Annotated in this window: 30 protein-coding genes; 10 read left to right on the top strand and 20 right to left on the bottom strand. The window is 56.4% G+C overall.

Features of this window, described 5'->3' with window-relative positions; all coding sequences use genetic code 11:
- Positions 1-74: 74 nt before the first annotated feature.
- From mtnC to aroC, 5 genes are all read right to left on the bottom strand, one after another.
- Positions 75-758, bottom strand: a complete 684-nt coding sequence (gene mtnC / locus ACOYXH_RS05670) for an acireductone synthase (protein WP_095124928.1) — start codon at positions 756-758, stop codon at positions 75-77.
- A gap of 4 nt (positions 759-762) precedes the next feature.
- Positions 763-1,308 carry a 1,2-dihydroxy-3-keto-5-methylthiopentene dioxygenase gene (locus ACOYXH_RS05665; RefSeq protein WP_122594921.1) on the bottom strand — a complete coding sequence of 182 codons (546 nt, stop codon included), beginning with the start codon at positions 1,306-1,308 and terminating at the stop codon, positions 763-765.
- A gap of 94 nt (positions 1,309-1,402) precedes the next feature.
- Positions 1,403-2,029 carry a methylthioribulose 1-phosphate dehydratase gene (locus ACOYXH_RS05660; RefSeq protein WP_095050925.1) on the bottom strand — a complete coding sequence of 209 codons (627 nt, stop codon included), beginning with the start codon at positions 2,027-2,029 and terminating at the stop codon, positions 1,403-1,405.
- Positions 2,026-3,171 (bottom strand): MFS transporter, encoded by a 1,146-nt coding sequence (locus ACOYXH_RS05655; RefSeq protein WP_095050924.1) that lies wholly within the window; start codon positions 3,169-3,171, stop codon positions 2,026-2,028. Before ACOYXH_RS05655 ends, ACOYXH_RS05660 begins: the two co-directional genes overlap by 4 nt.
- Positions 3,172-3,202: 31 nt before the next feature.
- Complete coding sequence (aroC, locus tag ACOYXH_RS05650) at positions 3,203-4,294, bottom strand: chorismate synthase (protein WP_095050923.1); 1,092 nt, start codon at positions 4,292-4,294, stop codon at positions 3,203-3,205.
- A gap of 130 nt (positions 4,295-4,424) precedes the next feature.
- Here aroC and ACOYXH_RS05645 point away from each other — a divergent pair, with 130 nt between their 5' ends.
- Entirely contained in the window at positions 4,425-5,378 is a 954-nt protein-coding gene (locus ACOYXH_RS05645; protein ID WP_095124993.1) for an alpha/beta hydrolase, read from the top strand.
- Between the two features lie 99 nt (positions 5,379-5,477).
- Positions 5,478-6,269, top strand: coding sequence for a hypothetical protein (locus tag ACOYXH_RS05640; RefSeq protein ID WP_093441710.1), 792 nt, complete (start codon positions 5,478-5,480; stop codon positions 6,267-6,269).
- A gap of 93 nt (positions 6,270-6,362) precedes the next feature.
- Here the strand turns inward: ACOYXH_RS05640 and prmB are convergent, their stop codons facing one another.
- Positions 6,363-7,271 carry a 50S ribosomal protein L3 N(5)-glutamine methyltransferase gene (gene prmB / locus ACOYXH_RS05635; RefSeq protein WP_460410364.1) on the bottom strand — a complete coding sequence of 303 codons (909 nt, stop codon included), beginning with the start codon at positions 7,269-7,271 and terminating at the stop codon, positions 6,363-6,365.
- Positions 7,272-7,510: 239 nt separating this feature from the next.
- On the opposite strand from prmB, the gene ACOYXH_RS05630 reads away from it, so the two are divergent.
- From ACOYXH_RS05630 to ACOYXH_RS05620, 3 genes are all read left to right on the top strand, one after another.
- Complete coding sequence (locus ACOYXH_RS05630; RefSeq protein WP_007914026.1) at positions 7,511-8,101, top strand: cysteine hydrolase family protein; 591 nt, start codon at positions 7,511-7,513, stop codon at positions 8,099-8,101.
- A 130-nt stretch (positions 8,102-8,231) separates the two neighbouring features.
- Positions 8,232-8,552 carry a hypothetical protein gene (locus ACOYXH_RS05625; protein ID WP_007914024.1) on the top strand — a complete coding sequence of 107 codons (321 nt, stop codon included), beginning with the start codon at positions 8,232-8,234 and terminating at the stop codon, positions 8,550-8,552.
- A gap of 74 nt (positions 8,553-8,626) precedes the next feature.
- Positions 8,627-9,184, top strand: a complete 558-nt coding sequence (locus tag ACOYXH_RS05620) for a Smr/MutS family protein (RefSeq protein WP_038366959.1) — start codon at positions 8,627-8,629, stop codon at positions 9,182-9,184.
- A 421-nt stretch (positions 9,185-9,605) separates the two neighbouring features.
- Here the strand turns inward: ACOYXH_RS05620 and ACOYXH_RS05615 are convergent, their stop codons facing one another.
- Positions 9,606-10,709 (bottom strand): DNA cytosine methyltransferase, encoded by a 1,104-nt coding sequence (locus ACOYXH_RS05615; protein WP_460410363.1) that lies wholly within the window; start codon positions 10,707-10,709, stop codon positions 9,606-9,608.
- Positions 10,710-10,824: 115 nt separating this feature from the next.
- Here ACOYXH_RS05615 and ACOYXH_RS05610 point away from each other — a divergent pair, with 115 nt between their 5' ends.
- The 4 genes from ACOYXH_RS05610 to ACOYXH_RS05595 all read left to right on the top strand — a co-directional run bounded on the left by ACOYXH_RS05610 (position 10,825) and on the right by ACOYXH_RS05595 (position 13,836).
- Positions 10,825-11,043: a helix-turn-helix domain-containing protein gene (locus tag ACOYXH_RS05610; protein ID WP_460410362.1), complete on the top strand. Its 219-nt coding sequence runs from the start codon at positions 10,825-10,827 to the stop codon at positions 11,041-11,043.
- Positions 11,036-12,670, top strand: a complete 1,635-nt coding sequence (locus ACOYXH_RS05605; protein ID WP_460410361.1) for a hypothetical protein — start codon at positions 11,036-11,038, stop codon at positions 12,668-12,670. Before ACOYXH_RS05610 ends, ACOYXH_RS05605 begins: the two co-directional genes overlap by 8 nt.
- A 337-nt stretch (positions 12,671-13,007) precedes the next feature.
- Complete coding sequence (locus tag ACOYXH_RS05600; RefSeq protein ID WP_460410360.1) at positions 13,008-13,223, top strand: hypothetical protein; 216 nt, start codon at positions 13,008-13,010, stop codon at positions 13,221-13,223.
- A gap of 145 nt (positions 13,224-13,368) precedes the next feature.
- Positions 13,369-13,836, top strand: coding sequence for a hypothetical protein (locus tag ACOYXH_RS05595; protein WP_460410359.1), 468 nt, complete (start codon positions 13,369-13,371; stop codon positions 13,834-13,836).
- Between the two features lie 648 nt (positions 13,837-14,484).
- Here ACOYXH_RS05595 and ACOYXH_RS05590 read toward each other — a convergent pair.
- The 6 genes from ACOYXH_RS05590 to ACOYXH_RS05565 form a co-directional block, all read right to left on the bottom strand.
- On the bottom strand, positions 14,485-14,790 hold the full coding sequence (locus ACOYXH_RS05590; RefSeq protein ID WP_460410358.1) for a hypothetical protein: 306 nt from the start codon (positions 14,788-14,790) through the stop codon (positions 14,485-14,487).
- A 76-nt stretch (positions 14,791-14,866) separates the two neighbouring features.
- Positions 14,867-15,166: a hypothetical protein gene (locus ACOYXH_RS05585; RefSeq protein WP_460410357.1), complete on the bottom strand. Its 300-nt coding sequence runs from the start codon at positions 15,164-15,166 to the stop codon at positions 14,867-14,869.
- A 226-nt stretch (positions 15,167-15,392) separates the two neighbouring features.
- Complete coding sequence (locus tag ACOYXH_RS05580) at positions 15,393-16,361, bottom strand: hypothetical protein (protein WP_460410356.1); 969 nt, start codon at positions 16,359-16,361, stop codon at positions 15,393-15,395.
- A gap of 104 nt (positions 16,362-16,465) precedes the next feature.
- A complete protein-coding gene (locus tag ACOYXH_RS05575; RefSeq protein WP_460410355.1) occupies positions 16,466-16,852 on the bottom strand; it encodes a hypothetical protein in 387 nt (128 codons plus the stop codon).
- 187 nt (positions 16,853-17,039) lie between these two features.
- Positions 17,040-17,264, bottom strand: a complete 225-nt coding sequence (locus ACOYXH_RS05570; RefSeq protein WP_217856136.1) for a hypothetical protein — start codon at positions 17,262-17,264, stop codon at positions 17,040-17,042.
- Positions 17,265-17,359: 95 nt separating this feature from the next.
- Entirely contained in the window at positions 17,360-17,551 is a 192-nt protein-coding gene (locus tag ACOYXH_RS05565) for a hypothetical protein (protein WP_217856135.1), read from the bottom strand.
- Between the two features lie 104 nt (positions 17,552-17,655).
- Here ACOYXH_RS05565 and ACOYXH_RS05560 point away from each other — a divergent pair, with 104 nt between their 5' ends.
- Positions 17,656-17,994: a hypothetical protein gene (locus ACOYXH_RS05560; protein ID WP_460410354.1), complete on the top strand. Its 339-nt coding sequence runs from the start codon at positions 17,656-17,658 to the stop codon at positions 17,992-17,994.
- A gap of 141 nt (positions 17,995-18,135) precedes the next feature.
- On the opposite strand, the gene ACOYXH_RS05555 is transcribed toward ACOYXH_RS05560, so the two are convergent.
- The 7 genes from ACOYXH_RS05555 to ACOYXH_RS05525 form a co-directional block, all read right to left on the bottom strand.
- The gene (locus tag ACOYXH_RS05555; RefSeq protein WP_460410352.1) at positions 18,136-18,807 is read right to left on the bottom strand and encodes a tyrosine-type recombinase/integrase; all 672 of its coding nucleotides are present in this window, start codon (positions 18,805-18,807) and stop codon (positions 18,136-18,138) included.
- A 120-nt stretch (positions 18,808-18,927) separates the two neighbouring features.
- Positions 18,928-19,722 carry a DNA adenine methylase gene (locus ACOYXH_RS05550; protein WP_460410351.1) on the bottom strand — a complete coding sequence of 265 codons (795 nt, stop codon included), beginning with the start codon at positions 19,720-19,722 and terminating at the stop codon, positions 18,928-18,930.
- Between the two features lie 149 nt (positions 19,723-19,871).
- Positions 19,872-20,414, bottom strand: a complete 543-nt coding sequence (locus ACOYXH_RS05545) for a lysis protein (RefSeq protein WP_460410350.1) — start codon at positions 20,412-20,414, stop codon at positions 19,872-19,874.
- The gene (locus ACOYXH_RS05540; protein WP_460410349.1) at positions 20,396-20,959 is read right to left on the bottom strand and encodes a glycoside hydrolase family 19 protein; all 564 of its coding nucleotides are present in this window, start codon (positions 20,957-20,959) and stop codon (positions 20,396-20,398) included. Before ACOYXH_RS05540 ends, ACOYXH_RS05545 begins: the two co-directional genes overlap by 19 nt.
- Before the next feature lie 48 nt (positions 20,960-21,007).
- Entirely contained in the window at positions 21,008-22,057 is a 1,050-nt protein-coding gene (locus tag ACOYXH_RS05535; RefSeq protein ID WP_460410348.1) for a phage late control D family protein, read from the bottom strand.
- Positions 22,058-22,153: 96 nt separating this feature from the next.
- Complete coding sequence (locus tag ACOYXH_RS05530; RefSeq protein WP_320413261.1) at positions 22,154-22,360, bottom strand: tail protein X; 207 nt, start codon at positions 22,358-22,360, stop codon at positions 22,154-22,156.
- Positions 22,335-23,180 carry a phage tail protein gene (locus ACOYXH_RS05525; protein ID WP_460410347.1) on the bottom strand — a complete coding sequence of 282 codons (846 nt, stop codon included), beginning with the start codon at positions 23,178-23,180 and terminating at the stop codon, positions 22,335-22,337. The genes ACOYXH_RS05530 and ACOYXH_RS05525 overlap by 26 nt, the downstream gene beginning before the upstream one ends.
- Positions 23,181-23,186 lie beyond the last annotated feature (6 nt).

The raw sequence follows: 23,186 nt of genomic DNA, 5'->3' as shown, positions 1-23,186 counted from the left end.
GTGTCAGGCACTGAAAATGCTGGCTGAACGCACGCTTTCGCGAGCAGGCTCGCTCCCACACTAGATCGGTGAGGTCAGAAGGCTTCGGGTTCTATTCCGGTGAACGTGTCGACGGTGATGTGGCTGCCCAACTCCCCGCCTTCGCGGGCTAGGCCGCAGGTTTGCATGCCTGCCGACTGAGCGGCGTCGAGTTCTTCAACAATGTCCGAGAGAAACAGGATCTCCCCCGGTTCAACGCCGATGGCTTTCTGAATATTGGTGTAGGACTGCGCCTCACGCTTGGGCCCTGAAGTCGTGTCGAAATAACCACTGAACAACGGCGTCAGATCCCCCGCCTCCGAGCAGCCGAAAATCAGTTTCTGCGCCTGAATCGAACCCGACGAGTACACAAATAGTTGATAACCGGCAGCATGCCAGCGCTGCAGCGCTTCAACGGCATCCGGGTAAACATGCCCCTTCAATTGCCCGGCGTGATAACCCTGCGCCCAGACCATGCCCTGCAAGGCCTTGAGCGGCGTGGCTTTGCGATCTTCCTCGATCCAGCTCAAGAGAATTTCAACAACCCGTTCAACATCGGCCTGCGGCGCATTGCTGTCACGGCGCACGGCCTCCAGTTGCTCGGCCACATCGGGGCGCTCGGCGTTCTGGCGGACAAATTCCGGCAGGTGTTTAGCGGCATACGGAAACAGCACGTCGAAGACGAAACTCACCGCGCTGGTAGTGCCTTCGATGTCCGTAACAATGGCTTTGATCGACATCGAATCAGTCCTCCAGACGCGGGAAGCGGCCGGCGATGTCTTCGCCGGTGAAATTGGCAACCCAGCCTTCAGGGTTGTTGAACAGACGGATCGCGACAAAGTGCGGATGCTCGCCCATGTCGAACCAGTGCTTGGTGCCGGCCGGCACCGAGATCAAATCGTTCTTTTCGCAGAGTACGGCGTAGACGTAATCATCGATGTGCAAGGTAAACAACCCACGGCCGGCGACGAAAAATCTGACTTCGTCTTCGCCATGGCGATGCTCTTCGAGAAACTTGGCGCGCAGCTCGGCTTTTTGCGGGTGATCGCTGTTCAAGCTAATCACGTCGACGGTGATGTAACCGCGCTCGGTCATCAGTTGGTCGATCTGCTCTTTATAAGCACTGATCACCTCTTCCTGGGTGGCGCCGGGCTGGATTTTCGCGGCGGCTTGCCAGCGGTCGAAGCGCACGCCCTGCTCGGCCAGGGTCGAGGCGATGTCTTCAAAGTGGGTCAGCACCTTGTTCGGAATCTCAGGGCTTGAGACGTGATAGACGGACAGGCTGCTCATTGGGGCAATTCCTCGGTATCGGCCTTGCCGTCCGGTTCTTGCAGACCGGTCGGGCACAGCATTTCATCAGGCAAATGGGCTACTTCTGGTGAAGTCAGCCTTGGCGGTTCATGACGCTGCGGGTTTTCAACTCGCATTCAAACAGAAATTCAAAGGCCTCGATCTGCCGCAGCGCGTCGTTCATCTGCGCGCCCCAGGTGTAGAGGCCGTGGCCGCGAATCAGGTAACCGACACAATCAGGATGGGCGTCGAGCCAAGGCTGCACCTTGGCGGCGAGGCGCGCAATGTCCTGATCGTTGTCGAAAATCGGCACGCGCACCCGCGATTCGTGGGTCGAGATGCCACTGAAGGCTTTTTGCAGCTCGTAGTCTTCGAACTCGATAAAGTCTTGCGGAGTCAGGCGCGACAGCACCGTGGCATTGACCGAATGGGTGTGCAGCACTGCGCCGATCTCCGGCCGCCAGCTATACAGCTGGGTGTGCAGCAGGGTTTCGGCGGACGGCTTTTTGCCCGGTTCCAGGCTATTGCCGGAAAGGTCGGTGGCGAGCACATCGTCCACACTCAACTGGCCCTTGTGCTTGCCCGACACGGTCAGCAGCGCTTCGCTTGGCGAGAGGCGCGTCGAATAGTTGCTGCTGGTGGCCGGCGACCAGCCGCGACCATAAAGAAAGCGCCCGGCATCGACGATTTGCTGGGCGAGTTGTTCACGCGTAAGGCTCATGGCCTGTCCTCTTGCATACGTGTGGCAATGATAACGGCAGCAGCGAGCGCCGCGAGACTGGCAATACTAAAGGTCAATGTCGCGCCGAGGGCATTCCAGCTGTAGCCGGAATACAACGCGCCCATGGCGCCGCCGGTGCCGGCCAGTGCGGCGTACAGCGCCTGGCCCTGCCCTTGCTGGCGCGCGCCGAAGCTACGTTGCACGAAAGCGATGGCAGCGGCGTGAAAACTGCCGAAGGTCGCCGCGTGAAGCACCTGCGCAAACAACAGCACCCACAAGAACTCGGCGAACGAACCTAGCAGCAACCAGCGCAGCGCCGCCAGCAGAAAACTTGCCATCAGCACCCGGCGCAGGGAAAACCGCGCAAGAATCCGGCTCATCGCCATGAACATCAGCACTTCGGCAACGACACCCACGGCCCAGAGCATGCCGATGGTGCCGCGGGTGTAGCCGAGGCGTTCAAGGTGCAAGGTCAGAAAGGTGTAATACGGGCCGTGGCTCAATTGCATCAGCGCCACGCAGCCATAGAACGCCAGCACGCCGGGGTTGCGCAGTTGCTTGAGAAAGCCCTCCCCGCTCGGCCGATTGCCTTGCGGCGGTTGCGCGTTCGGCACCCACAAGCTGCTGAGGACGATGCCAGCCATGATCAGCACCAGCGCCGCCGGGTAGATATCGAGGCTGAGCCATTCGAACAATCGGCCAAGCGCGACCACGGTGATGATGAAACCGATCGAGCCCCATAAGCGGATTTGGCTGTAGCGCGAGGTCTGCCCCTGCAAATGCGCCAGGGTGATGACTTCGAACTGCGGCAGCACCGCGTGCCAGAAGAACGCGTGCAGCGCCATGACCATCGCCAGCCAGGCGTAGGTTTTGCTGACGAAAATCAACGAAAAAGTCAGCAGCGTACACACCGCGCCGAAGCGCACGATGGCCAGGCGTTTGCCGGTGTAATCGCCGAGCCAGCCCCAGATGTTCGGCGCCACACAGCGCATCAGCATCGGGATCGCGACCAGCTCACCGATCCGCGCGGGACTGAAGCCGAGGTGGTCGAAGTACAGCGCCAGAAACGGCGCTGTCGACCCGAGCAAGGCGAAATAGAACAGATAGAAACTGGACAGCCGCCAGTAAGGGAGCGCCGTCACGGTTATGCCGCGACGGCTTCAGAGCCCGCCATCAAAGCTGGCTCAGCACCGGGGTGCTCACGCGCACATCGGCGTTCTGGCCACGGTGACGCAGCAAGTGATCCATCAGCACGATGGCCATCATCGCTTCGGCAATCGGCGTGGCGCGGATGCCGACGCACGGGTCGTGACGGCCCTTGGTGATCACGTCCACAGGGTTGCCGTGGATATCGATCGAACGGCCCGGGGTGGTGATGCTCGACGTCGGCTTCAAGGCCAGATGCGCAACGATCGGCTGACCGGACGAAATACCACCGAGGATGCCGCCTGCGTTGTTGCTGAGGAAACCTTCCGGGGTCATTTCATCGCGGTGCTCGGTGCCGCGCTGGGCAACCGAGGCAAAACCGGCGCCGATTTCCACGCCTTTCACCGCGTTGATGCTCATCAGTGCGTGGGCCAGTTCAGCATCGAGGCGATCGAAGATCGGCTCGCCCAGACCCGGCATCACGCCTTCGGCAACGACAGTGATCTTTGCCCCAACCGAGTCCTGGTCGCGACGCAACTGGTCCATGTAGGCTTCCAGCTCCGGCACTTTGTCCGGGTCCGGGCAGAAGAAAGCGTTCTCTTCCACCGAATCCCAGGTCTTGAACGGGATTTCGATCGGGCCGAGCTGGCTCATGTAGCCACGAATGACGATGCCTTGGGTGGCCAGGTATTTCTTCGCAATCGCACCGGCCGCCACGCGCATCGCGGTTTCGCGCGCCGAGCTGCGACCACCGCCACGGTAGTCGCGCTCGCCGTATTTGTGGTGGTAGGTGTAGTCGGCGTGGGCTGGGCGGAACAGATCCTTGATCGCCGAGTAGTCCTTGGACTTCTGGTCGGTGTTGCGGATCAGCAGGCCGATCGAGCAACCGGTGGTGCGGCCTTCGAATACGCCAGAGAGGATTTCGACTTCGTCGGCTTCCTGACGCTGGGTGGTGTGGCGGCTGGTGCCTGGCTTGCGGCGATCGAGGTCGCGCTGCAGGTCTTCGAGGGAGATCTCCAGGCCCGGCGGGCAGCCGTCGACAATGGCGACCAACGCCGGACCATGGCTCTCGCCAGCGGTGGTGACAGTGAACAACTTGCCGTAGGTATTGCCGGACATGCAGGACGCTCCGTGAAATCAAACCCAAATTCGTGATGCGCGCCAGTATACGCAGGCTAACCGAGTAGTTCATCCTCGAACCTTAGTGGTGCTGGCGAGTCCAACCGGCACCTTGGCGAATGATGGCGTGATGATGCTGCGAGTTTTGATCTTGAGTCTTACCCTCTTTACGGGCTTTGCCCAAGCGACGGTCCTACAACGCCCGGTCACTTTGGATACCGGCACCGGCGAACTTTTCGGTTCGCTGCTGCTGCCAAAATCTGACAACCCTGTGCCGGTTGTCCTGATTATTTCTGGCTCCGGTCCTACGGATCGCGACGGAAACAACCCCGACGGCGGGCGCAACGACAGCCTCAAGCGCCTGGCGTGGGTGCTGGCCAAACACAATATCGCCAGTGTGCGTTACGACAAGCGCGGTGTTGCGACGAGCCTGGCGGCGACGCCGGATGAGCGCAATTTATCGGTGGAGGCCTATGCGGCGGACGCAGTGGCATGGGGGCAGAAACTCAAGGCCGACCCGCGTTTCGGCAAATTGATCCTGCTCGGCCACAGTGAAGGCGCGCTGATTGCCAGCCTCGCCGCGCCGAAAGTGGACGCCGCTGCGGTGATTTCCCTGTCCGGCAGCGCGCGCCCGGTCGATCAGGTGATCCGCGAGCAATTGGCTCGCAGCCTCCCACCTCCGTTGATGCTACGCAGCAATGAATTGCTCGACAGCCTCAAGGCCGGCCAGACTGACGACAATGTGCCGCAACCGCTGCAGGTGATTTTCCGCCCGAGCGTGCAGCCGTATCTGATTTCGCTGTTCCGTCAGGATCCCGCGAAAGCCTTCGCGCAATTGAAGATGCCGGCGCTGATCGTCCAGGGCAGCAACGACATGCAGGTCGGCGTTGGCGATGCGCGGGCGCTGAAAGCCGCCAAACCCGACGCCGAACTGGCGGTGATCGACGGCATGAACCACGTCATGCGCATCGTCCACAACGATATGAAGCGGCAATTGGCTTCGTACAAGGATCCGAATTTGCCACTGGCGGCGGAACTTGGCGCGAAGATCATCGAGTTTATTGACGGACTTCGCACCCGTTAAGCGCGGTTTACCCTCTAGTCCTGCAAAAAACGGCCGATAAGCCTTTGTCGCCAGCGCAACGGCTGGCGACAAGCAGGGCTTGGACAGGATCTCGCCGTTATGACTGATACCCCGACTTCACCCGACACCACCGCTGAAAAAGACGCACCGCCAGCGGTCGAGCTGCCGTGGGCGGATGTCCACGTCGAGCACCACAAGATGCTCCGCCTGGCCCCATTGCAGACCGACCGCAACACTGGCGGCCGCCCCTTGCGCTTCGTCGAATTCGGCTATGCCGAGCGCAACAGCAAAGAAAAAAGCCTGATGCGCATGACGATCAAGCTGCCCGGCCAGCGTGTGCGCAAAGAGCAGAATCAGCTGGACGTGTGGGTCGATCACACGACCAAACGTGTGCACTTCGGCCCCGACAGTGGCTTGCAGATCGAACCAATGAACCGTGGCATCGGCCGTTACATGGCCGCGCAAGGCATCAATTGGGCGAAAAAGCGCTGGCCGACCTACACCGTTGACGGCATGGACTTGAACAACAAGGACGCGCTGAACGAAGACACCCGTCTGCGTCGCGATCATTTCCTGCGGGTGCATGGTTTTGATGTGGTGTACGCCGATGCCCAGCACTTGAAGGGCAGCGTCAAGGATGTATTGGTCGGCGATTTGCTCGGCGACTGGAACAGCGAAAAGCTGCAGATCGTCGAGATTCTTGAAGCGGCACAGATGCTGCAGCAGGCCGAACAGAATCTGGCTGAGCAGGAAGTGAAGCTGAAGAAACAGGAAGAGAAGGTCAGCAAGTTCAAGCGTGAAGACGCCGGGCTGCGTTTCACCATTACCTGTCTGGTGGCGTTTGCGGTGTTTCAGGCGGGGCTGTTGATCTGGATTGCTACGCACCGGTAGATCAAAAGATCGCAGCCTTCGGCAGCTCCTACATTGGAATGCGGTAATCCCTGTAGGAGCTGCCGAAGGCTGCGATCTTTTGCTTTTAACGGGTCAAACGCGGGAAGCGAACAAGGCCTGATGACCGCGGCACTGTTCCGCCGTCAACATGAACACGCCATGCCCGCCACGCTCGAATTCGAGCCAGGCGAAATCGACTTCCGGGTACAACGCGTCAACGTGTACCTGGCTGTTGCCCACCTCGACAATCAACAACCCCTTCTCGGTCAGATGATCGGCCGCTTCAGCGAGCATGCGTCGCACCAGGTTCAAGCCATCGTCGCCACACGCCAGGCCCAGCTCCGGTTCATGCTGATATTCGTCCGGCATGTCGGCGAAATCTTCCGCATCCACGTAAGGCGGGTTCGACACGATCAGGTCGAAACGCTGGCCCGGCAAGCCATCAAACCCATCGCCCTGCACGGTATAGACGCGCTCATCGACGCCATGGCGCTCGATGTTCTGGTTGGCCACTTCCAGCGCTTCGAACGACAGATCGGCCAGCACCACTTCGGCGTTCTGAAACTCGTAGGCACAGGCGATACCGATGCAACCGGAACCGGTGCACAGGTCGAGAATCCGCGCAGGCTCGCTGCCGATCCACGGGGCGAAACGGTTTTCGATCAGTTCGCCAATCGGCGAGCGCGGGATCAACACACGCTCATCGACGATGAACGACATGCCGCAGAACCATGCCTCACCCAACAGGTAAGCGGTCGGAATGCGCTCTTCGATACGGCGCTTGAGCAAACGCTGCAAATTGACCAGCTCGTCGTCTTCCAGCGCGCAATCGAGGTAGCTGTCGGCGATTTCCCAAGGCAGGTGCAAAGCTCCCAGCACAAGCTGCCGCGCTTCGTCCCAGGCATTGTCGGTGCCATGGCCGAAAAACAGATCCTCCCCATGGAAGCGGCTGACGGCCCAACGAATATGGTCGCGCAGGGTACGAAGTCGGGAAGTGATCACGGGGCAGAACTCCAGAAAAAACGACTGGCGATTCTAGCAGCCAAAACGCGCGACGACGACGCAGGAAAAACATCGCACCGACGGTAGGAGTTTTCTGTTTTTTGCATCGGCTATTGAACAGAAAGTGTAACTTGACAAGGCTGCAGGCCAATAACGACGGTGCCTACGATGGTAGCGATTCACAGAACCGCTCAGCCAGAGGACAATGTCGCAAAAGCCCCACCCCAAGGAGCCCCAGAATGTCCGTTCCAAAAACGATGTTTCAACTCAGCGGTCGCGGTTACGCAGCGGCCACACTGAGCCATGCCACCGTGGTCATCATCGATGCCCAGAAAGAATATCTCAGTGGCCCGCTGGCCCTGAGCGGCATGGACGCGGCCGTCGCAAACATCAAGCAAGTGGTTGCCGCAGCCCGTGCAGCCGGTCGGCCGATCGTGCACGTGCGTCACCTCGGCACCGTCGGCGGCCTGTTCGACCCACAGGGCGAACGCGGCGAATTCATCCCTGGCCTCGAGCCACAGGGCGATGAAACCATTATCGGCAAACTGCTGCCGAGCGCGTTCCACGGCACCGAGTTGCTGGACCGTTTGCAAAACCTTGGCTCGCTGGACCTGATCGTCTGCGGTTTCATGAGCCACTCCAGTGTCAGCACCACCGTACGTGCGGCGAAGAATCTGGGTTTCCGCTGCACTCTGGTCGAAGACGCCTGCGCCACCCGCGACCTGCCATTCAAGGGCCGAGTGCTCAGCGCCGCCGTGGTGCAGGAAGCCGAAATGGCGATCATGGCGGACAATTTCGCCACGCTCGCGTTGACTCAAGACCTGATCTGATCGGCTCTGATGGGCGGCTCGCGGCGCCGCTCATCTGCAAAATCCTCTCATTTGCCGCAAATGCCATAGCCTCAGGAACAACCCGGTCAACTCCCGGTCGAAGGGCCGATACCCATTGAGGAAGGTCGGAATGAAGTTATCCGATGGATTTGACGCACGCCGCTTGCGGCCCAAAGGCCAAAGCAACTGGCGTTTTCGATTCGGCGCGGCGATTGCCGCCATTCTGGCGACGTTCGGTGTGCTGCTGGCGATGGCCGGGGCCGCCAGCCTGCTCGGGCGCCCGCCAGCGCTCGGTGATTTGAATGCCACGCCGATGGGTTCGGCGATCATTCTGGCAGTCGGCTTGCTGTTTCTGTATTTCGGTGTCGCCCTGTGGCGTCGTTGCCGGCGTCGCGCCCGGCAATCGCGGGAACTGAACATGTCCCCGCACCTGATGAAAAAACACGACTGAATCACCGGCCTGGCTTTTTGCCGGGCCGTTTTGTTTCGACTTGGGTAAACTGGCCGCCCTTCGCGGAGGCTGACATGCAAGACGACGATTTTTCCCTGTTCAAAAGTGCGATCCAAGGCGTCAAGCCGATCAAGCACGACCGCGCCGACACCGGCAAACCCAAGGCTGACCGCGCACAGATCGCCAAGCTGCGCCAGTCCGCCACCGTGCGCACCGACACTGCTACCGTGGATGGTCTGTCCGACCAGTTCGTGATCGACGTCGGCCCGGAAGACGAGTTGATGTGGTCCCGTGACGGCGTGCAGGAAAGTCAGATGCGCAAGCTCAAGGTCGGCCAGATCCCGTTCGAAGGCAGCCTCGACCTGCACGGCATGAGCGTGGAAAAGGCCCGCGAAACCCTCTGGGCCTTTCTTGCCGAAGCGACTAAATTCGAAATCCGCTGCGTACGCGTCACCCACGGCAAGGCTGTGCGCCTGGACGGCAAGCGGCCGATGATCAAAAGCCACGTCAACACCTGGTTGCGCCAGCATGCCCAAGTGCTGGGTTTCTGCTCGTGTCAGGCGAAACACGGCGGTGCCGGCGCGGTTTACGTGATGCTCAAACGCACCATGATGGAAGGCCGCGACGAATAATCGCGTTACACCGAACTTGCAGGGTTGTGTCCGCCACCGTACCCTTGCCCTTTGCGAAAATCCCCACAGGTAGTTTCATGTCCCTGGAACAGAATTACACCGCGATGTTTAGTGGTTTTCAGTAGGTTCTCAGGGTCAATGAAATCAGGGGCTTAGCACCAAGGAAAACCCAGAATTTCATTCTGATCCACAGTTATTGGTACAGAAAGTGGTACGGGATTTGTATCCCACATACATCGAAAAAGCCCCGCATCGCTTGAAACGATGCGGGGCTTTTTTCATTGTTGAATGATGGCCTCACCGTAAATCGAATGGCGGCTATCGGCCACAAGCTGCCCTTCAGGAGCGCACTCTCTCGACCAGAAGTAGCCACTCAGAATCCAATGCTTAGCTGAGAGACGCTTCCCTTCTAATAACTATTTCAGGCAGGGATGGCGACTCTACTGAGCGCTTTGCTGTTCAAGGCTATTACTCTCTTCAAACTCATTGCCACGGCTTGAGCCATCATGCAAGGAACGGCATTACCGATTTGTTTGAACGTCGCGCTTTGAGAGCCGGCGAGGATGTAATCCGCAGGGAACGTTTGAATTGCGAGACACTCGTCGATTGTAAGCCTACGCAACCTCTTAGGCGCTTCTCCCTGGCGCGGGTTTCCTCCAGACATAAGATGGCGATGATATTCTTCGATATAGCTGGGAGTACCATTGAAGATGGACTCCTCATCAACTATAGGAGTTTTATTTCCTCCCATCGAAGCTGGTAGGGTCGAAGAGTGTCCCAACGGATTAAGAGGACGACCTGCTCCATTGAACATCATTCCCGCATATGGAGAACGACGCATTACTGGATTGGCAGCATAAGTTATCTTTGCGTTGCATATTCGTTGGTTTCCCGGAGACCCTGCGGGACCCAATGAGCGGATAATTTCACCTACAGTTGGTGCAACCTTATGATGCTGCTTTAGGCTTTCCAATAAAATCCACTTAAGCTCTTCAGCGGATCGGATAGCTCCACCTTTGCGCACGCCGACCAGAAACATGCGCTCTCTGTTCTGTGGAACTCCATAATCGCTCGAATTGAGCAAAATCAGTACGGCATGATGAGCCTTATTCGCCCGCACTAGAAGCTCGTCCCGCACATCACTCCAGCGGCTGAGTACTGCAAGCGCCTTCACATTTTCGCAAACAAATGCTTGGGGCGTGGTTAGGTCTACAGCGTCAAAAAAAGTCCGTATCAGTCCGCTGCGTGCGTCATTTGGATCCATCTTTCCAGCGACAGAAAACCCTTGACATGGTGGGCCGCCGAATACGACATCCACGCCCTTGAAAGTCTCTAAGGCTTGAAAGTGATCCAGGATGCTGCCCTCCTGGATCATAGAGCCATGATTTGCGGCATAAGTCCTACAGGCAGCACCGTCCAGCTCGTTGGCAAACACAGGCCGAATCCCTGCATTCGCGAAGCCAACGTCCATCCCTCCAGCGCCAGAAAAAAGAGAAATAGCTGATAGGGCTTCTGAGGTAGGCATTTCGTGCTCGGTAAAAAAAATCAGACGCAATTGTACAGAAGGCGTCCAAAAAAGCTAGCCAAGTGTGACTTATATACCGTGGACTCATAGTCATCGCTCGCTTCAGCATGCCCCAATGATAACTGACAATGAAATCTATAAAGCATTTGGCCAAAGGCTTCGGGAGATACGGATCTCAAAAAGTCTTTCGCAGGAAGAACTGTCTGCCCGGGCCGACCTTGACCGAACATATGTAAGCGGTTGTGAAAGAGGAAAGCGTAATCCCTCACTTAAAACAATCGTCAGGCTGGCTAAAGCCCTCGATATCGATCCAAAGGATTTTTTTAATGCCTAGTAAGGAATCTATAAAGGCGCTTCGTACACTTCTGCTGCCAATTAGCCCAACTCCCGGGACTGAGTCGAGGTCTGCTTCTGTCCTTGAGGAATTTTTGCTTTCTTTGGGTTTACACAATGCTGACTTTCATGACTGGACTATTATAAATCTCGAACAGTGGGAGGATGCGCTATCTCCATCGGATGAGCTACGGAGAGCAGTTGAGCGGATACTGGTCGTATCAGGCGATATAGGAGCAAATGAATTATCGCAGCACTATTTCTCCATTCATAAAAAGCTGATCGATGATCATTTTTTTAGTCACTCAGAAGGCAGGTGGTTTTTAAGCCACTCATTCCTAATGCTTGAGTTGGCCAGCAAAGAAAAACTAACAGCTGCCCAGATAGCTAGAATGTTGGCTGTACGAGATGGGCGAGCACGTTTTAATCGCCAAACGACTGAGACTTTTTTAAATAAGATGAGATACGGACCGACGTTGAGCGTCGAACAGGTCCAAGATCTTTTTCATGCCGATTCAGCGGAAGAGGCTCCCTTCTTTGCAGATGCATCGCTTGAACAGGCTGCAAGTATGGTTGGTTCAGCAGCGAGCGCTTTAGGATATGCCCAGTCACTCGCAGAAAATTTACGACAACTCGCGCCCGAAGATAATTGTGATAAGTATGCTCCGTATCTTCAGATACTTCACTTTCAGTGCACACTGGCCGAGTATTTCGATCACGCCGTTACAGACTTGTACGAATTTAGCCCGAGAGGTATGGCTGCGTTGTGGCTTTTTGACGCATACCCCGACGCTTTGACTAAAGCCGGAAATCCATTTCTGAACAATGCTAAGTCAGTAGAGCGAGCAGATGCAGGATGGGTCCGGATGAAAAAGAAGGGTGAACGGCCCGGGACTGCGGCGCTTGAAGGAATTCTTTTCAATCTTGAAATGATGGGTTTCGCCGCAAGGCGCGAGTTAGCACGATTAATTCGCTTATGGCTACATAGGATAATTCGATTTACTCGACCAACCACTAACGATCTTCCTCAATCATTATCAAAAACCGAGTGGGAAAAAGTAATTGGCGCCGTAGGAGCAGGGAATAGCTCAACTTACGGAATCCTCGAACAGCGAATTGTGGATGCTATAACCTGGGGTCAATTCGCAGATGGCTGGCGTGCTAGGGGGGTTGGGGCTTCGGTCAACGCTACAAATATCAGTACCCGTCGCTTGGGCGACTGCGACTACCAATCTTCTGATGGAAAGATAATCTCTGCATTCGAGAGCCATGGAGGTGTGCTAACAGATATATACGTGAAGGAGCATCTCCGCACTCTGATGAAGACTTTTGCATTGCGACGCGAAGAACTAGAGGGCATTGCGGAGATTTCAGAGTGGGAAATTAACATAAACTTCGTAGCGCACTCTCTGGCTCTTAGAGGTTATGCTGATGGTGATCAGGTTGAGCACGAAGGCGCGATTTTTACATTGCACTTTATTACATTTTCCGACTTCGTTAATTCTTGGCTACGTGATGCGCCAAATTATGAGCATCTCGACCAATTTGTAGTAATGCCGCTTCAGAAAAAGCAAACCCCAAATGAGGTTCGTCAAAAACTAATGGCTTTGGCAGCCCCGGCAGTATAGCGAGTATTAGAGATCTCTTTCGTTGAAAAGTGTGCGCGCTGTGCTGGAGTTAAAAAATCAAACTTAATCTAACATCGGCGACCAGTTAAGAAAAGTTTAGCTAAAGCTTGCGTTTGGCCGAGTGCAGGCTTTGGCCCTCGGCAGCTTTTGGCCGAAAGCGGCCGCAGGCTGGCTCCGATGATGGATTGGGCATAGTGGACCATCTGCATCCCGGCCTGCCTGGCTAAACGCCGCGTTGCACATTCCTTTGTAGCAATTTCTAAGCATGCCGCGGTTTCTGCCTACCAATAGCACTACCGGTACTATGCTTGTTCTTTTATCGAAAGGAGTCGGCGCCATGTCAGACGAGTATTCGTTACCGGACGTGCTAGAAAGGATGTATCAAAATCAGCTTGCGCTGGAGGCAGCCTTGATGGAGTTAACACTTCTAGCTGAACAGCAGGGCTTCACTGAAATTGGAGAAAACGTTCGTGGTGCTTTGTGGGCAATTGGAGAGAATGCGGGGCATATTAAGCAGGGTTTGGCTAGGTTAAATGGAAAAAAGGCTGGTTAGAGTCGAGTCATGTCCGTCGAATCGGTTCATTCGAAACCTGCCACTTTCAATCTGTAATGGATGACGTCAGCGGGCTGGGGGCTTTATGAGGCACTGCATAAGCACACAGGAAGTAATAGCTGCGATTCGCGAAATCAATGCTGTAATGATCGGTATTGATGGAATAGATGGCTCGGGCAAGTCAACGCTAGGCAGCGCGGTCTCGGAAGCCCTTGGTCTTCCCTGTATCAGTTTAGACTCCTTCCTTGAGAAAGATCCGGAAGGGTATGTTGAGTCGATGGACTACACGAAACTGAAAGCAGCGCTGGAGGGCCTTAAGGGGTACGTAGTGGAAGGGGTCTGCTTGACTAAGGTATTGCAAAGAATTCAGCTCACGCCCGAAGCGAGCATCTATATCAAACGAGTTCGATACGGATTCTGGTTAGATGAGACACAGCTAGACATCCATGAACCCGTCGAGGTCGCGTTGGCTAGGGAGCGAGAGAGCGCAAGCCGATTCTCATCTAGCCCGGTAGATAATCTTGGCTTGGCAGAAGAAGTCATTCGATATCATGCTGAATTTTGTCCGCATGATTCGGCTGATATAACGTATGCAGCATCAACTCATTACTGATTCACTGCAGAAGCACTATCTGATCTTAAGGATAGGGATTCAAACGCCTTCTAGCTTAAACGGGCGTGCTCCTGGGTTTATTGCCATGGTTCGTTTCCCTTAACGTCGTTGCTGCACGGGAAAGCGTTCAGTGACTGTCCCGACCAGTTTGATTGCGCAATGAGCGCTTTCCGGTGCAGCCCCGAAGGGCCGGTCTGGACTTCCTACCCAACTAAGCCGTTCTCATGAACATGGCAGTATCCGCCTAGCAGAGCTACCCATCTACTCGGTGAGTCGATAGCATTTCCCCCTGTAATAATATTTCGGCAGGGATCGCCTCCTACTGTGGCATCTGCACAATAGACGCAGTAAGAAGATCGATGCCAGTTGAGGTACTGGCTTTTTGTCACGCCGTAATATTTTGCGATGTACTCCACCGGATCACGGGAGTAAGCAACGACATCTTCGGTGGGCAGTGGAATAGATTTGCATCCATATGGACTCGCATGAGTCGCCTGAAAAGTCACGCCCTTCTCAGCCAGGTCCTCAATAAATGATTCGTTACTCAAAGTCTTTTCCTTCTTACTTCGTCATGTAGGAATAATGCTTTTTTCCTGCTGATCGTAGGGAGCGAAAAGTGCCCCTCATCCAGCCAAGTGCTCGGGGTCATCAAAGATCATTGTCTGGGTCTGATTCACCATCATCCTCAAATGTTTCCGCCGCAGCCTCTTTAGCTGTATCGCTATATTGTGAGGTTAAAGTTCCCGGTTCACCTGTATAGGGATTTACTTTACCAAGTGTGCTCCAATTGTTGTCAAAATCCCCATCTGGTGCTGATCGGTAATGACCCTGCACGTAGGTTCCGTCGTTGCGGGTATATGCACTTACGTAAACATCCTTCGCGAGAATTGGCTCCGCAAAAACACCTAATACCAGTAAACTCAACCCAGCTATAAAAGAGTATCTCTGAAACATTGACTCCAATTCCTATGGGGCGGTTGTAAGAGGACACAGGAGCGTCATCACCTGTCTTTTTCCTTGATCAGTTCGCTTACTGGGTACGGAGCTGCAGAAGCTTGTCCTGCTGGCTATCGCAGACTGCCCCAACGGCTGTCGTCACAGCCCATGCCATCGGTTCTTCATCCAACTTCAAATCAACAATTTTCTCGGCGACTTCGGTTGCCAACACTTCAGGAGCGAGCTTGTTTCGGCAGGTGGCCCACTCGCTACCAGGCAATGGAGGCTTGTGCATTCTGGCGGTAACCGCCTCAGAGATTTCTCGCTGATCAGCCACTCCCTTGAGATACCAAATCATCTCAGATCTATAGGCACTGCCGCTTGCAGGATTCATGGCAACCACAAAGTCGTGACCCGATGGACCTGATGCAGCAGGACTCGATAGCGGTGCTATAGAAACTATAAGGCACCACGCAGTAATTAAAGCCTTTCTATGAAGGGGCATTGATTTTTCCCTCTTACTTGGAGCGGTCGAAGGTCGCACTGATGAGACTGTAACCCCCATACCTTTGACTCGGCCTTTATCGACCTCCACTTGAACGAGCGTCTTCGCCAGTTGGTCAGTCGGCCTCGACGGCGTAGCGGCACATGCCACACAGCCGAGTCATATCGTCGTCCTTATCGATTTCCGACTCCAACGTCGCGCCACACTCGGCGCAAGCTGGGCCAGGACTGTCCTGGAGGCACAGAAGGCATTCGAACTCTTCAGTCAGGTAGCTGAAGTGTCCGCACGAGGAGCAATGCTCCAGCGGGGCTTCACCTCCCTGGGTAAAGGCGGAGTACAGATCAGCGTAATGGTAATTTGTCGCGATGTTTTCAACTGCCTCAGTGTAAGTGGCGTTAGAGGCGCAACAGGTACATGCAAAGGCGATCTCCGATGCTTCAATCACCAACGTGACGGGTTTGATGAGAAGCGATCCACAGGCAGGGCACTGCAGCAATTCTACCGAGTTCCTTAGAAGCTCATGCCCCCAAGGCACCTGCTTATTAGCTGTTTGGCATATCTCCAATTCGCGATTATAAAAAGCCTCTTGGGCCGTCAGGAATCTCCAAAGGTCATCGCCTAGTAGCTCAATTGGAGTTCGGTCGAGATAGCGCGGCACGAACTGCTGGATAAGGTGAAAGGAAGCGGCCATGGCTTCGGCTAAACCTGATGCAGGCAGCTTTGAATAGTAGTGCTCGACATCGTTACGCATTGTGGTCAGCTTTCTTAGAAGGCTCCAGTCGATGCCCTTCACTCCAAGGTTCACAAGGCGCTCTTCGATTGTTCGCACATCGACTGTCTGTCCTCCTTTGCCGACCCAAACTGGATTGCCATCGGCATCTAGACCTGTAGTCACATGCTGTTTGAGCAGCGCTTCTTTGGAGTCAGCGGGGCTCAGCTCCTGAAGCTTCACCTTGAACATCAACAGCAGCCCGGCAGATAGGTTTCGGATCGCTGACAGAGCGCGGGCCTCGTCGGCTGGGATGGCTTTGAAGTCCTCAATACCCAAACGGATTGAGGACACAGCGTTGTCAAGCATTGTCATGGTTCACTTCCTTATGGGCCAACAGCAACAGATGTGGGTGTGGTGTACCTGGACGGCAGATCCGCCGCGTGTTCCCTGAACAGTTAGGTTGGTTTGTGCAGAGGTTAAGCGCCGCTAAAAATCGTCGCCGGCGCATCTGGCCACTCGCGCCGGATCGTGTCGAAGTCGCGTTCATCAAACATCCGCAAGAACCGCATCCCGTCGTCGGTTCGCAAAGCAAATTGGATAGCTGCTGTCGCAGGAACTTTGGAGGTGATCCACCAACCCTCTTGCTGAACACAGCCCAAATTTGTAGATGTGACCCACCAATTCGTATCTTCAAAAAATCTCGAATTTAGAGCGGTCACTTTCTCTGTAACCACGGTTATGGAGCCATTCTCGCCTCGTCCCTCTACAGGGGGAACTGCATGTACCCGCATCACAACACCAGCGGGAATACCCCATCCGATCGCATTCACCCGCTCACGCAACACTTCGTCGATAATGATCATTGAGCTTTCACCTTTCGAATTTCCCTTGAAGCCCCGGTGCCACATGTGCCTGCTGGTTACTGCTCAAAGCCATGCCATCAATCCGTCAAGAGACTGAGCGCCAAAATGGCACCCTCTACGTCCATGGCCCCGCGTTTCACGGCGGGGCTTTGGGTGTACCTAGTGCGTTTTCCGTGACTTTAAATCGTTAAGCGATGCGTGTGATTTTTTTAGTTAGCGCACCTGGTGCTGTCCAGGTTTTAATCTCACTTGGTTCGCCGTTATCAATGCTGGTGATTAAATAGAGGATGTCTCCTAATGCATCGTCTACATTCAACCGCCCTTCACTGACCGCGGTAAGGGCCTCCTTCAAAGCAGATTCCATGCTCTCTAGCGTTTCGTCGTCAAGCGCTGACTCGCGAACATTGTCCATATCGACTTCTCTGGGCTGAGCGCGATCATCGTGCTCTTCTACGTCCTCGGCCCAGCGCATAGCTGGGCTTGGGTGGACCTGGTGCGACTCTCCCATCACTTACTGAGGCTATCGACCTCGGCACTCAACTCTGCAACGCGTCTGCGCAGTGATTCACCTCTTTCTTCGTGCCTGCGATCCTGGGCTCCACTCCCATCTTCACGGCGAGAGTCATATTCTTCCCACTGATCCAGCTCCTGGATGGCGCGTTCCAGCTCTGCTTTTTTATCCTCTAGCGTACTGCTCATCATCGTGATCCTTGGCTAAGTGAGCGCCGACCCGGTGCTGCTTTACTGACTTAGCCCGCACAAGGCGGGCTGGTGGCTGCAGCGGACTTTCAAAGGTGGTTGCCATGCACCGAGCGCGTATAGCCGAGAGCCACATTGAACAATTCAGACTGGCTCGGATTCAAATAGCAGCTGCGCAGATCAATAGTGACTCTCAAGCCATCACCATCACGCTCGGCATCAATGCCACGCGTCCGACACAAGGCGATAGATTGATCTGCCAACTTATCGGTAATGCGTTGGCGACCAGGGTTACTAGTCCTCAAATCAAAGTAAAAAGTGCTTCTCATCGACCCGGCATCGCTGGAGAGGCGGTTTATGGTGGTTTCGATACAATTGTCGATGTCACGCATGGTTATAGACATTTCAAGGTCTCTTGGACATTTTGGAAGCTTCCATATTGAACCTTTAACTCTCCACAATCAATATCTTATTTTAAAAATAAGAATCAAATAAGAGCGTTTATTTTTTCACACCATTGCGGCGTCTACACTGGCATAACCTGCGAGCCATTGAAATTGGGCGGGTAGCGACCATTGCTACGTTCAAAGCGCGACCTCAAACGCCCGGCGAATCGTTTCCTGGCACACGCTTAGATAAGGCTTGCTATGGTCAAGGCAGGCATGGCCAAGAATGGTCTGCACCGTTTCAACGTCACCAGTTGCCGCCAATACCTTTGCCGCCAGGGAGCGCCTGCCGCTGTGCGACGACCCCTGCTTGATACCTGCCTGCCGGTAGAGCCTGGTGATGGTCTGTTGCAGCGCATCACAAGCCCGGTACACCTCCGGCCCACTGTCCAGCTCCCGATGCTTGAATGCCAGTTCAAAAGCCTGCCCCTTGTGTGTCATGACCAGCTTTGAACCTGGGCGCAGACCTCGATACTCATCGGCACCTGAAAGCCCCCAGCAGCGCCGGGTACGCACATCAAACCAAGCATCAAGCGCAGCAAGGCATCTGGTATGGGTCAGGTACACGTTACGCGGTCGGCAGCCCTTAGTGATGTCTGCGCGCAAATACACCTCGGGCTTGATAGCTCCGCTCGGGTACAGCACGTCGGCCACCTCCAGCAATGCCAGCTCGGTGACGCGGATACCGGTCGTGTGAGTAAGCCAAAGCAACATCACATCGCGCTCTGGTAGTCGACCAGTCACGGATGCAACGCGAACAAGGTGTTTGAATTGTCCAGGGCGAAGCGAGGTGGCACGGCGGGGAGTCATACGGGCTCTCTGTCAGGATTGCGCGGGAATCGCGATGAATCTGTAGAGAGTGGTCAGCGGACCTCCTGAATAGCTTACAGGCACGCCCACTGTAATGTTCACGGAAAATGCCAAGGATGCTCAGAACAGACCGCCCAGCATTGCCGGCTCCCAGTTCATGATCACCAGCTCGCCGCTCACCTCGGCTTTGCCTTGCCGCTGGTTGGTATTGGAGTAACGGATGTCAAGTGTCTCGAAGTGGAAGCCTTCGAACACACGCCGGATGTCTGGGTGGTCGTTGATGCTGACCATCACTTTACCTTTGCAACGGCGCATGAAGTCGGCCATCCGCTCATAGTTCTCGAACGGAAAGTCCACGCCATAGCCGGCGGTCTGCCAGTAAGGCGGGTCCATATAGTGGAACGTTTGAGCACGGTCGTAACGTTCAGCGCATTCAAGCCAGGGGAGATTTTCGACGTAGGTGCCGGACAGGCGCTGCCACGCGGCCGAGAGGTTTTCCTCGATCCGCAGCAGGTTAATGGCCGGTGCAGTGGTCGCCGTGCCGAACGTCTGACCGGAGACCTTGCCGGCAAAGGCATGGTGCTGCAAGTAAAAGAAACGGGCGGCGCGCTGGATGTCGGTAAGGGTTTCAGGGCGGGTCATTTTCTGCCACTCGAACACCTGCCGCGAGCTGAGCGCCCATTTGAACTGGCGCACGAACTCTTCGAGGTGGTTCTGCACGACGCGGTAAAGCGTGACCAAGTCGCCGTTGATATCGTTGAGGACTTCGACCGGCGATGGCTGGGGCTTCATGAAGTAGAGCGCGGCACCGCCGGCAAAGACTTCGACGTAGCATTCGTGTGGCGGAAAAAGCGGAATGAGGCGGTCGGCCAGGCGGCGTTTGCCGCCCATCCAAGGGATGATGGGTGTAGACATAAAAGCAAGACCTTTACTGTATGGATAAACAGGTGCTAGGCTCGCCGCGCTTTGTGCACGGAGCAAGAGCCTTGGCTGGACTTGCAGGGACCATCTGCAGGGACGGCGGTCGATCCGAATGTTGACGCATTCGGACCGGCCGCTCTTTTTCACTTCGGTGTTGAGACTTCTTTGGCGTATGCCTGACAGGCCGCGAGGGCAATTAGCCCCCGGTCGCCGTCATCGGTGACGCCGATAATTCGTTGAGCATGCGCTGGGTCAAGTTCGGCTCTTGTGGGGCCATGAACCACGCCGCCGGTGGCGGTGGTGGCTGACACCGATCCGTTGCCGGCGCCGGTGGTGGAGTCGAGTAGGACTGACAGGCGCAGATCAGCAGTGGCAAGGCGGTCGCGCAGGCGACCTTGATCACGTTGGGCATCACTCAAGGCTCGGTAATGGGTTTGTTCGCTGGTAGCCAGGCGCTGCTCGAGAGCGAGACGTTTGTCCTGTTCGGCACGCTGCTGAGCGGCCGAGGCCTGATTCAGTTGGTTGAGGGTTTCGGTGTGGAGTCGGGCCTGCTCTGCGAGCTGTTTGCCGTAGCGCCAATCCTGGACTTGCCAAGTAATGGCCGCGGAACCACCGACTAAGACGACCAGCAGCACGCCTTTCGCCAGCAGCCGATACGGCGCCGGGATCAGTTCGCCGAGACGCATAGCACTGCCCTCGCCCGCCCCCACAAATCCAGCCGATCCTGCAGGCCATTGAGGCCGCCGTTGATCCTGCGGGTGATCGTGTTGAATTCGTTTTGATCGGCCAGCGCGTTCAGCCCATTCACGGACCAGAACCATGCGGCCGACTCGGCGGCCCACTGCGGCAGCTCCAGCAGTTCAGGCGTGCGCAGCAATCGCTCGTCACCGAACAGCGCCAAGCTGCAGCGTAGGTAATTGTCGTGGCCAGTGACCTGGATCAGACCGCGACCGCGATAGCGCTGGCCATCACCATCCGCTGCCGGCGTGTTGCCCAGTTTCGCAGCCAGGTTGCCGGTGTCGTACTTGCTCAGGTACTGATCGCCGCCCAGTTCCCGGACGTACTGCAGCTGGCCCGACTCGTGGCCGACTTGCGCCAGGAACGCGGCTTGGCGTTTCGGCGTGTTGATCTGTCGATGGGCCATGGCTGCGTTGAGGGCGGATACAAAAACGCCCGCTTGGCGGCGGGCGTTGGGCATGATGCTTTGCAGCTGTTGTTCAGTGATGGACATACAAACTCCAGACATAAAAAAACCGCACTAGGCGGCGATGGGATGCGGTTACTGTTTCTCGATGTTCACCACCTTGAGGGGTGGTTTAGGCCCTTTCTTTTTCTTGCCCTTGGATTTACCGGCTTTGCCGGCGTTGCATTCGACCGTGGTCGACCAGCCGGACTGGGTGAACACCTGCTCGACCGAATCCGCCAGGTATTCGCCATCAAGCCCGACCTTGAAACCCTGAGCGATGATGGGACGCTCGGCGAAGATGTCCGTCCGGCCGGGCATCTCAAGCCGAACATCGGCGGTCGAGCGGTTGAACGCTGACAAACGGGCCTTGGCTGCCGCTTCCGCAGCGGTCTTGTTTGGGTAGATATGGCGGTCGGTATGCACTGCCGGCAGGCCGTCCGGAGCGTCATCATTGTCGATGGTGACCACCGCGAGCTTGCCGTTCTTCTTGTCCTGATGCTTGGTCGCGACCGCCTTGTGTGAGTTGCGATCACCGAGACTGAATTGCCAACGGCTGAGGTCACTACGGGTCAGCGTGATAGCGCCAAATGCTTTGCCGCTGGCCGTCTGGCCACCTTGGCGCGGCATCACCAACAGCTTGCCGTCGGCCACCTTGGCCGTGCAGTCGTATTGCTTGGCCAACCGGGTGATGAAATTAAAATCGGACTCGTTGAGCTGGTCGACCCGGGCGACCTTGGTCGACACCGGACACACCGGCGTCCAGCCATTGCGCGCGGCCACGTCAGCCACGATCTTCGACAACGGCACGCCTTCCCAGCTTCCGCTACGGATGGTTTTGCCACTGCCACGCACGTCGCTGGCCTTGCCCTTGATCACGATCGTGTCCGGCGGGCCTGACACCTCGACCGTGTCGACGGTGTAACTGCCCATACGCGTCAAGGTCGTTTCGGCATAGCCCAGGTAGATCTCGATTGAGCTGCCACGCCCTGGCAATTGCACTTGCCCATCACGGTCGTCGATACGCAACTCAAACTCGTCGGACTCCATGCCCGGCTTATCAGAGGTGCGCAGCAACAACAGCCGATCGTTGATCTTGGCCGTGACGTCGGCCCCATCGGCGACAATGCGAAACATCGGAGTCATGGTTTTTTCCAATAAAAAACCCGCACAAGGCGGGCCAGAAAAACAAGGTGTCGTTACGCGTAAGCGACGCGGCGCCGGCGAAAGCCTCTCCCCGGGTCAATCCCACAAGCTGACGCCCTCACTGGTCGGACTCAGCAGATCCGGGAGGACGATAATCACACCGGACCGGAACGGCTGAGGCTCATCGGCCAGCCCCTGATTGGCATCGAGCACGGCCTCGACGCTGCCATTCAGATGGCCGTAAACGTTGTTGCAAATGACATCGAGCATGTCGCCGTCAGACGTCCTGCATGTCGTCGCCATAACGCTCAAACTCCAAAGTGAACCCCTGTTTGCGAGCAATCCCGCCGTGCAGCAGTGCGGACTGTTCCTCGTTGATGTTTTTCAGGCACCAGGTCCCGATCACCTCGCCATAACCCGTGGTCAGGGTCAGCGGTTGCAGCCTGGCACCAATGGAACGTAGGGTGTCGAGCTGCTTCAGCCCGCCCTTGAAGCCCGGGTAGATCGTGCCCTTGAGCGTCAACTTTTCATCGCCCATACCGATGGCCTGCTTCGCCGGCCGGCGCGTCAGCCGCTCCTGCGAAGCCCAGCGGAATTCGGTCGAACGGCTCAGCTCATCAAACGCCGCCGTGTCCAGGTTGAAGTAGTACGGCTCAATTTTCGGATCGCGCGGCTGAATAATCATCAGATGCGGGAACGGCTTCACCGCCTCCGGCGCCGGCGTGGCCTCCACGGCAAAGGAACTGGTGGGCACGATGTTGGCCAGCGACGGACTGACCTTGCCGGCAACGTTGTTGATCGCCGTGGCAGCCTTGCCCGCCTGTTCCTTCAATGTGCCCAGCCGCTCCTGCACTTCGGCCGCCGCCCGGGTGGCGCGGCCGTACACCGCCACCACCTGCCCAACCTTGGCCTGAGCCGCATCGACGCCGCGCATCACCCGCTGAAGTTTGGCGCCGATGGCCGGACCGACGAACGGGATGTTCTCCAGCTCGGACGCGGCGCCGGTCAGTTCGCGGATCGCGCCGTTGACCGGGGTCAGCATGCCGTCAGCACTGCGCCGCCCGGTTTCCGCTGCCTCGACCAAATACTTCAGGCTCGATTGCATTTGCTCCATGTAAGCCATGAAACC

Source organism: Pseudomonas sp. Mb7 (assembly GCF_054790525.1).
The sequence above is the reverse complement of the archived record's forward strand: the minus strand, read 5'-3'. Positions and strand labels throughout refer to the sequence as shown.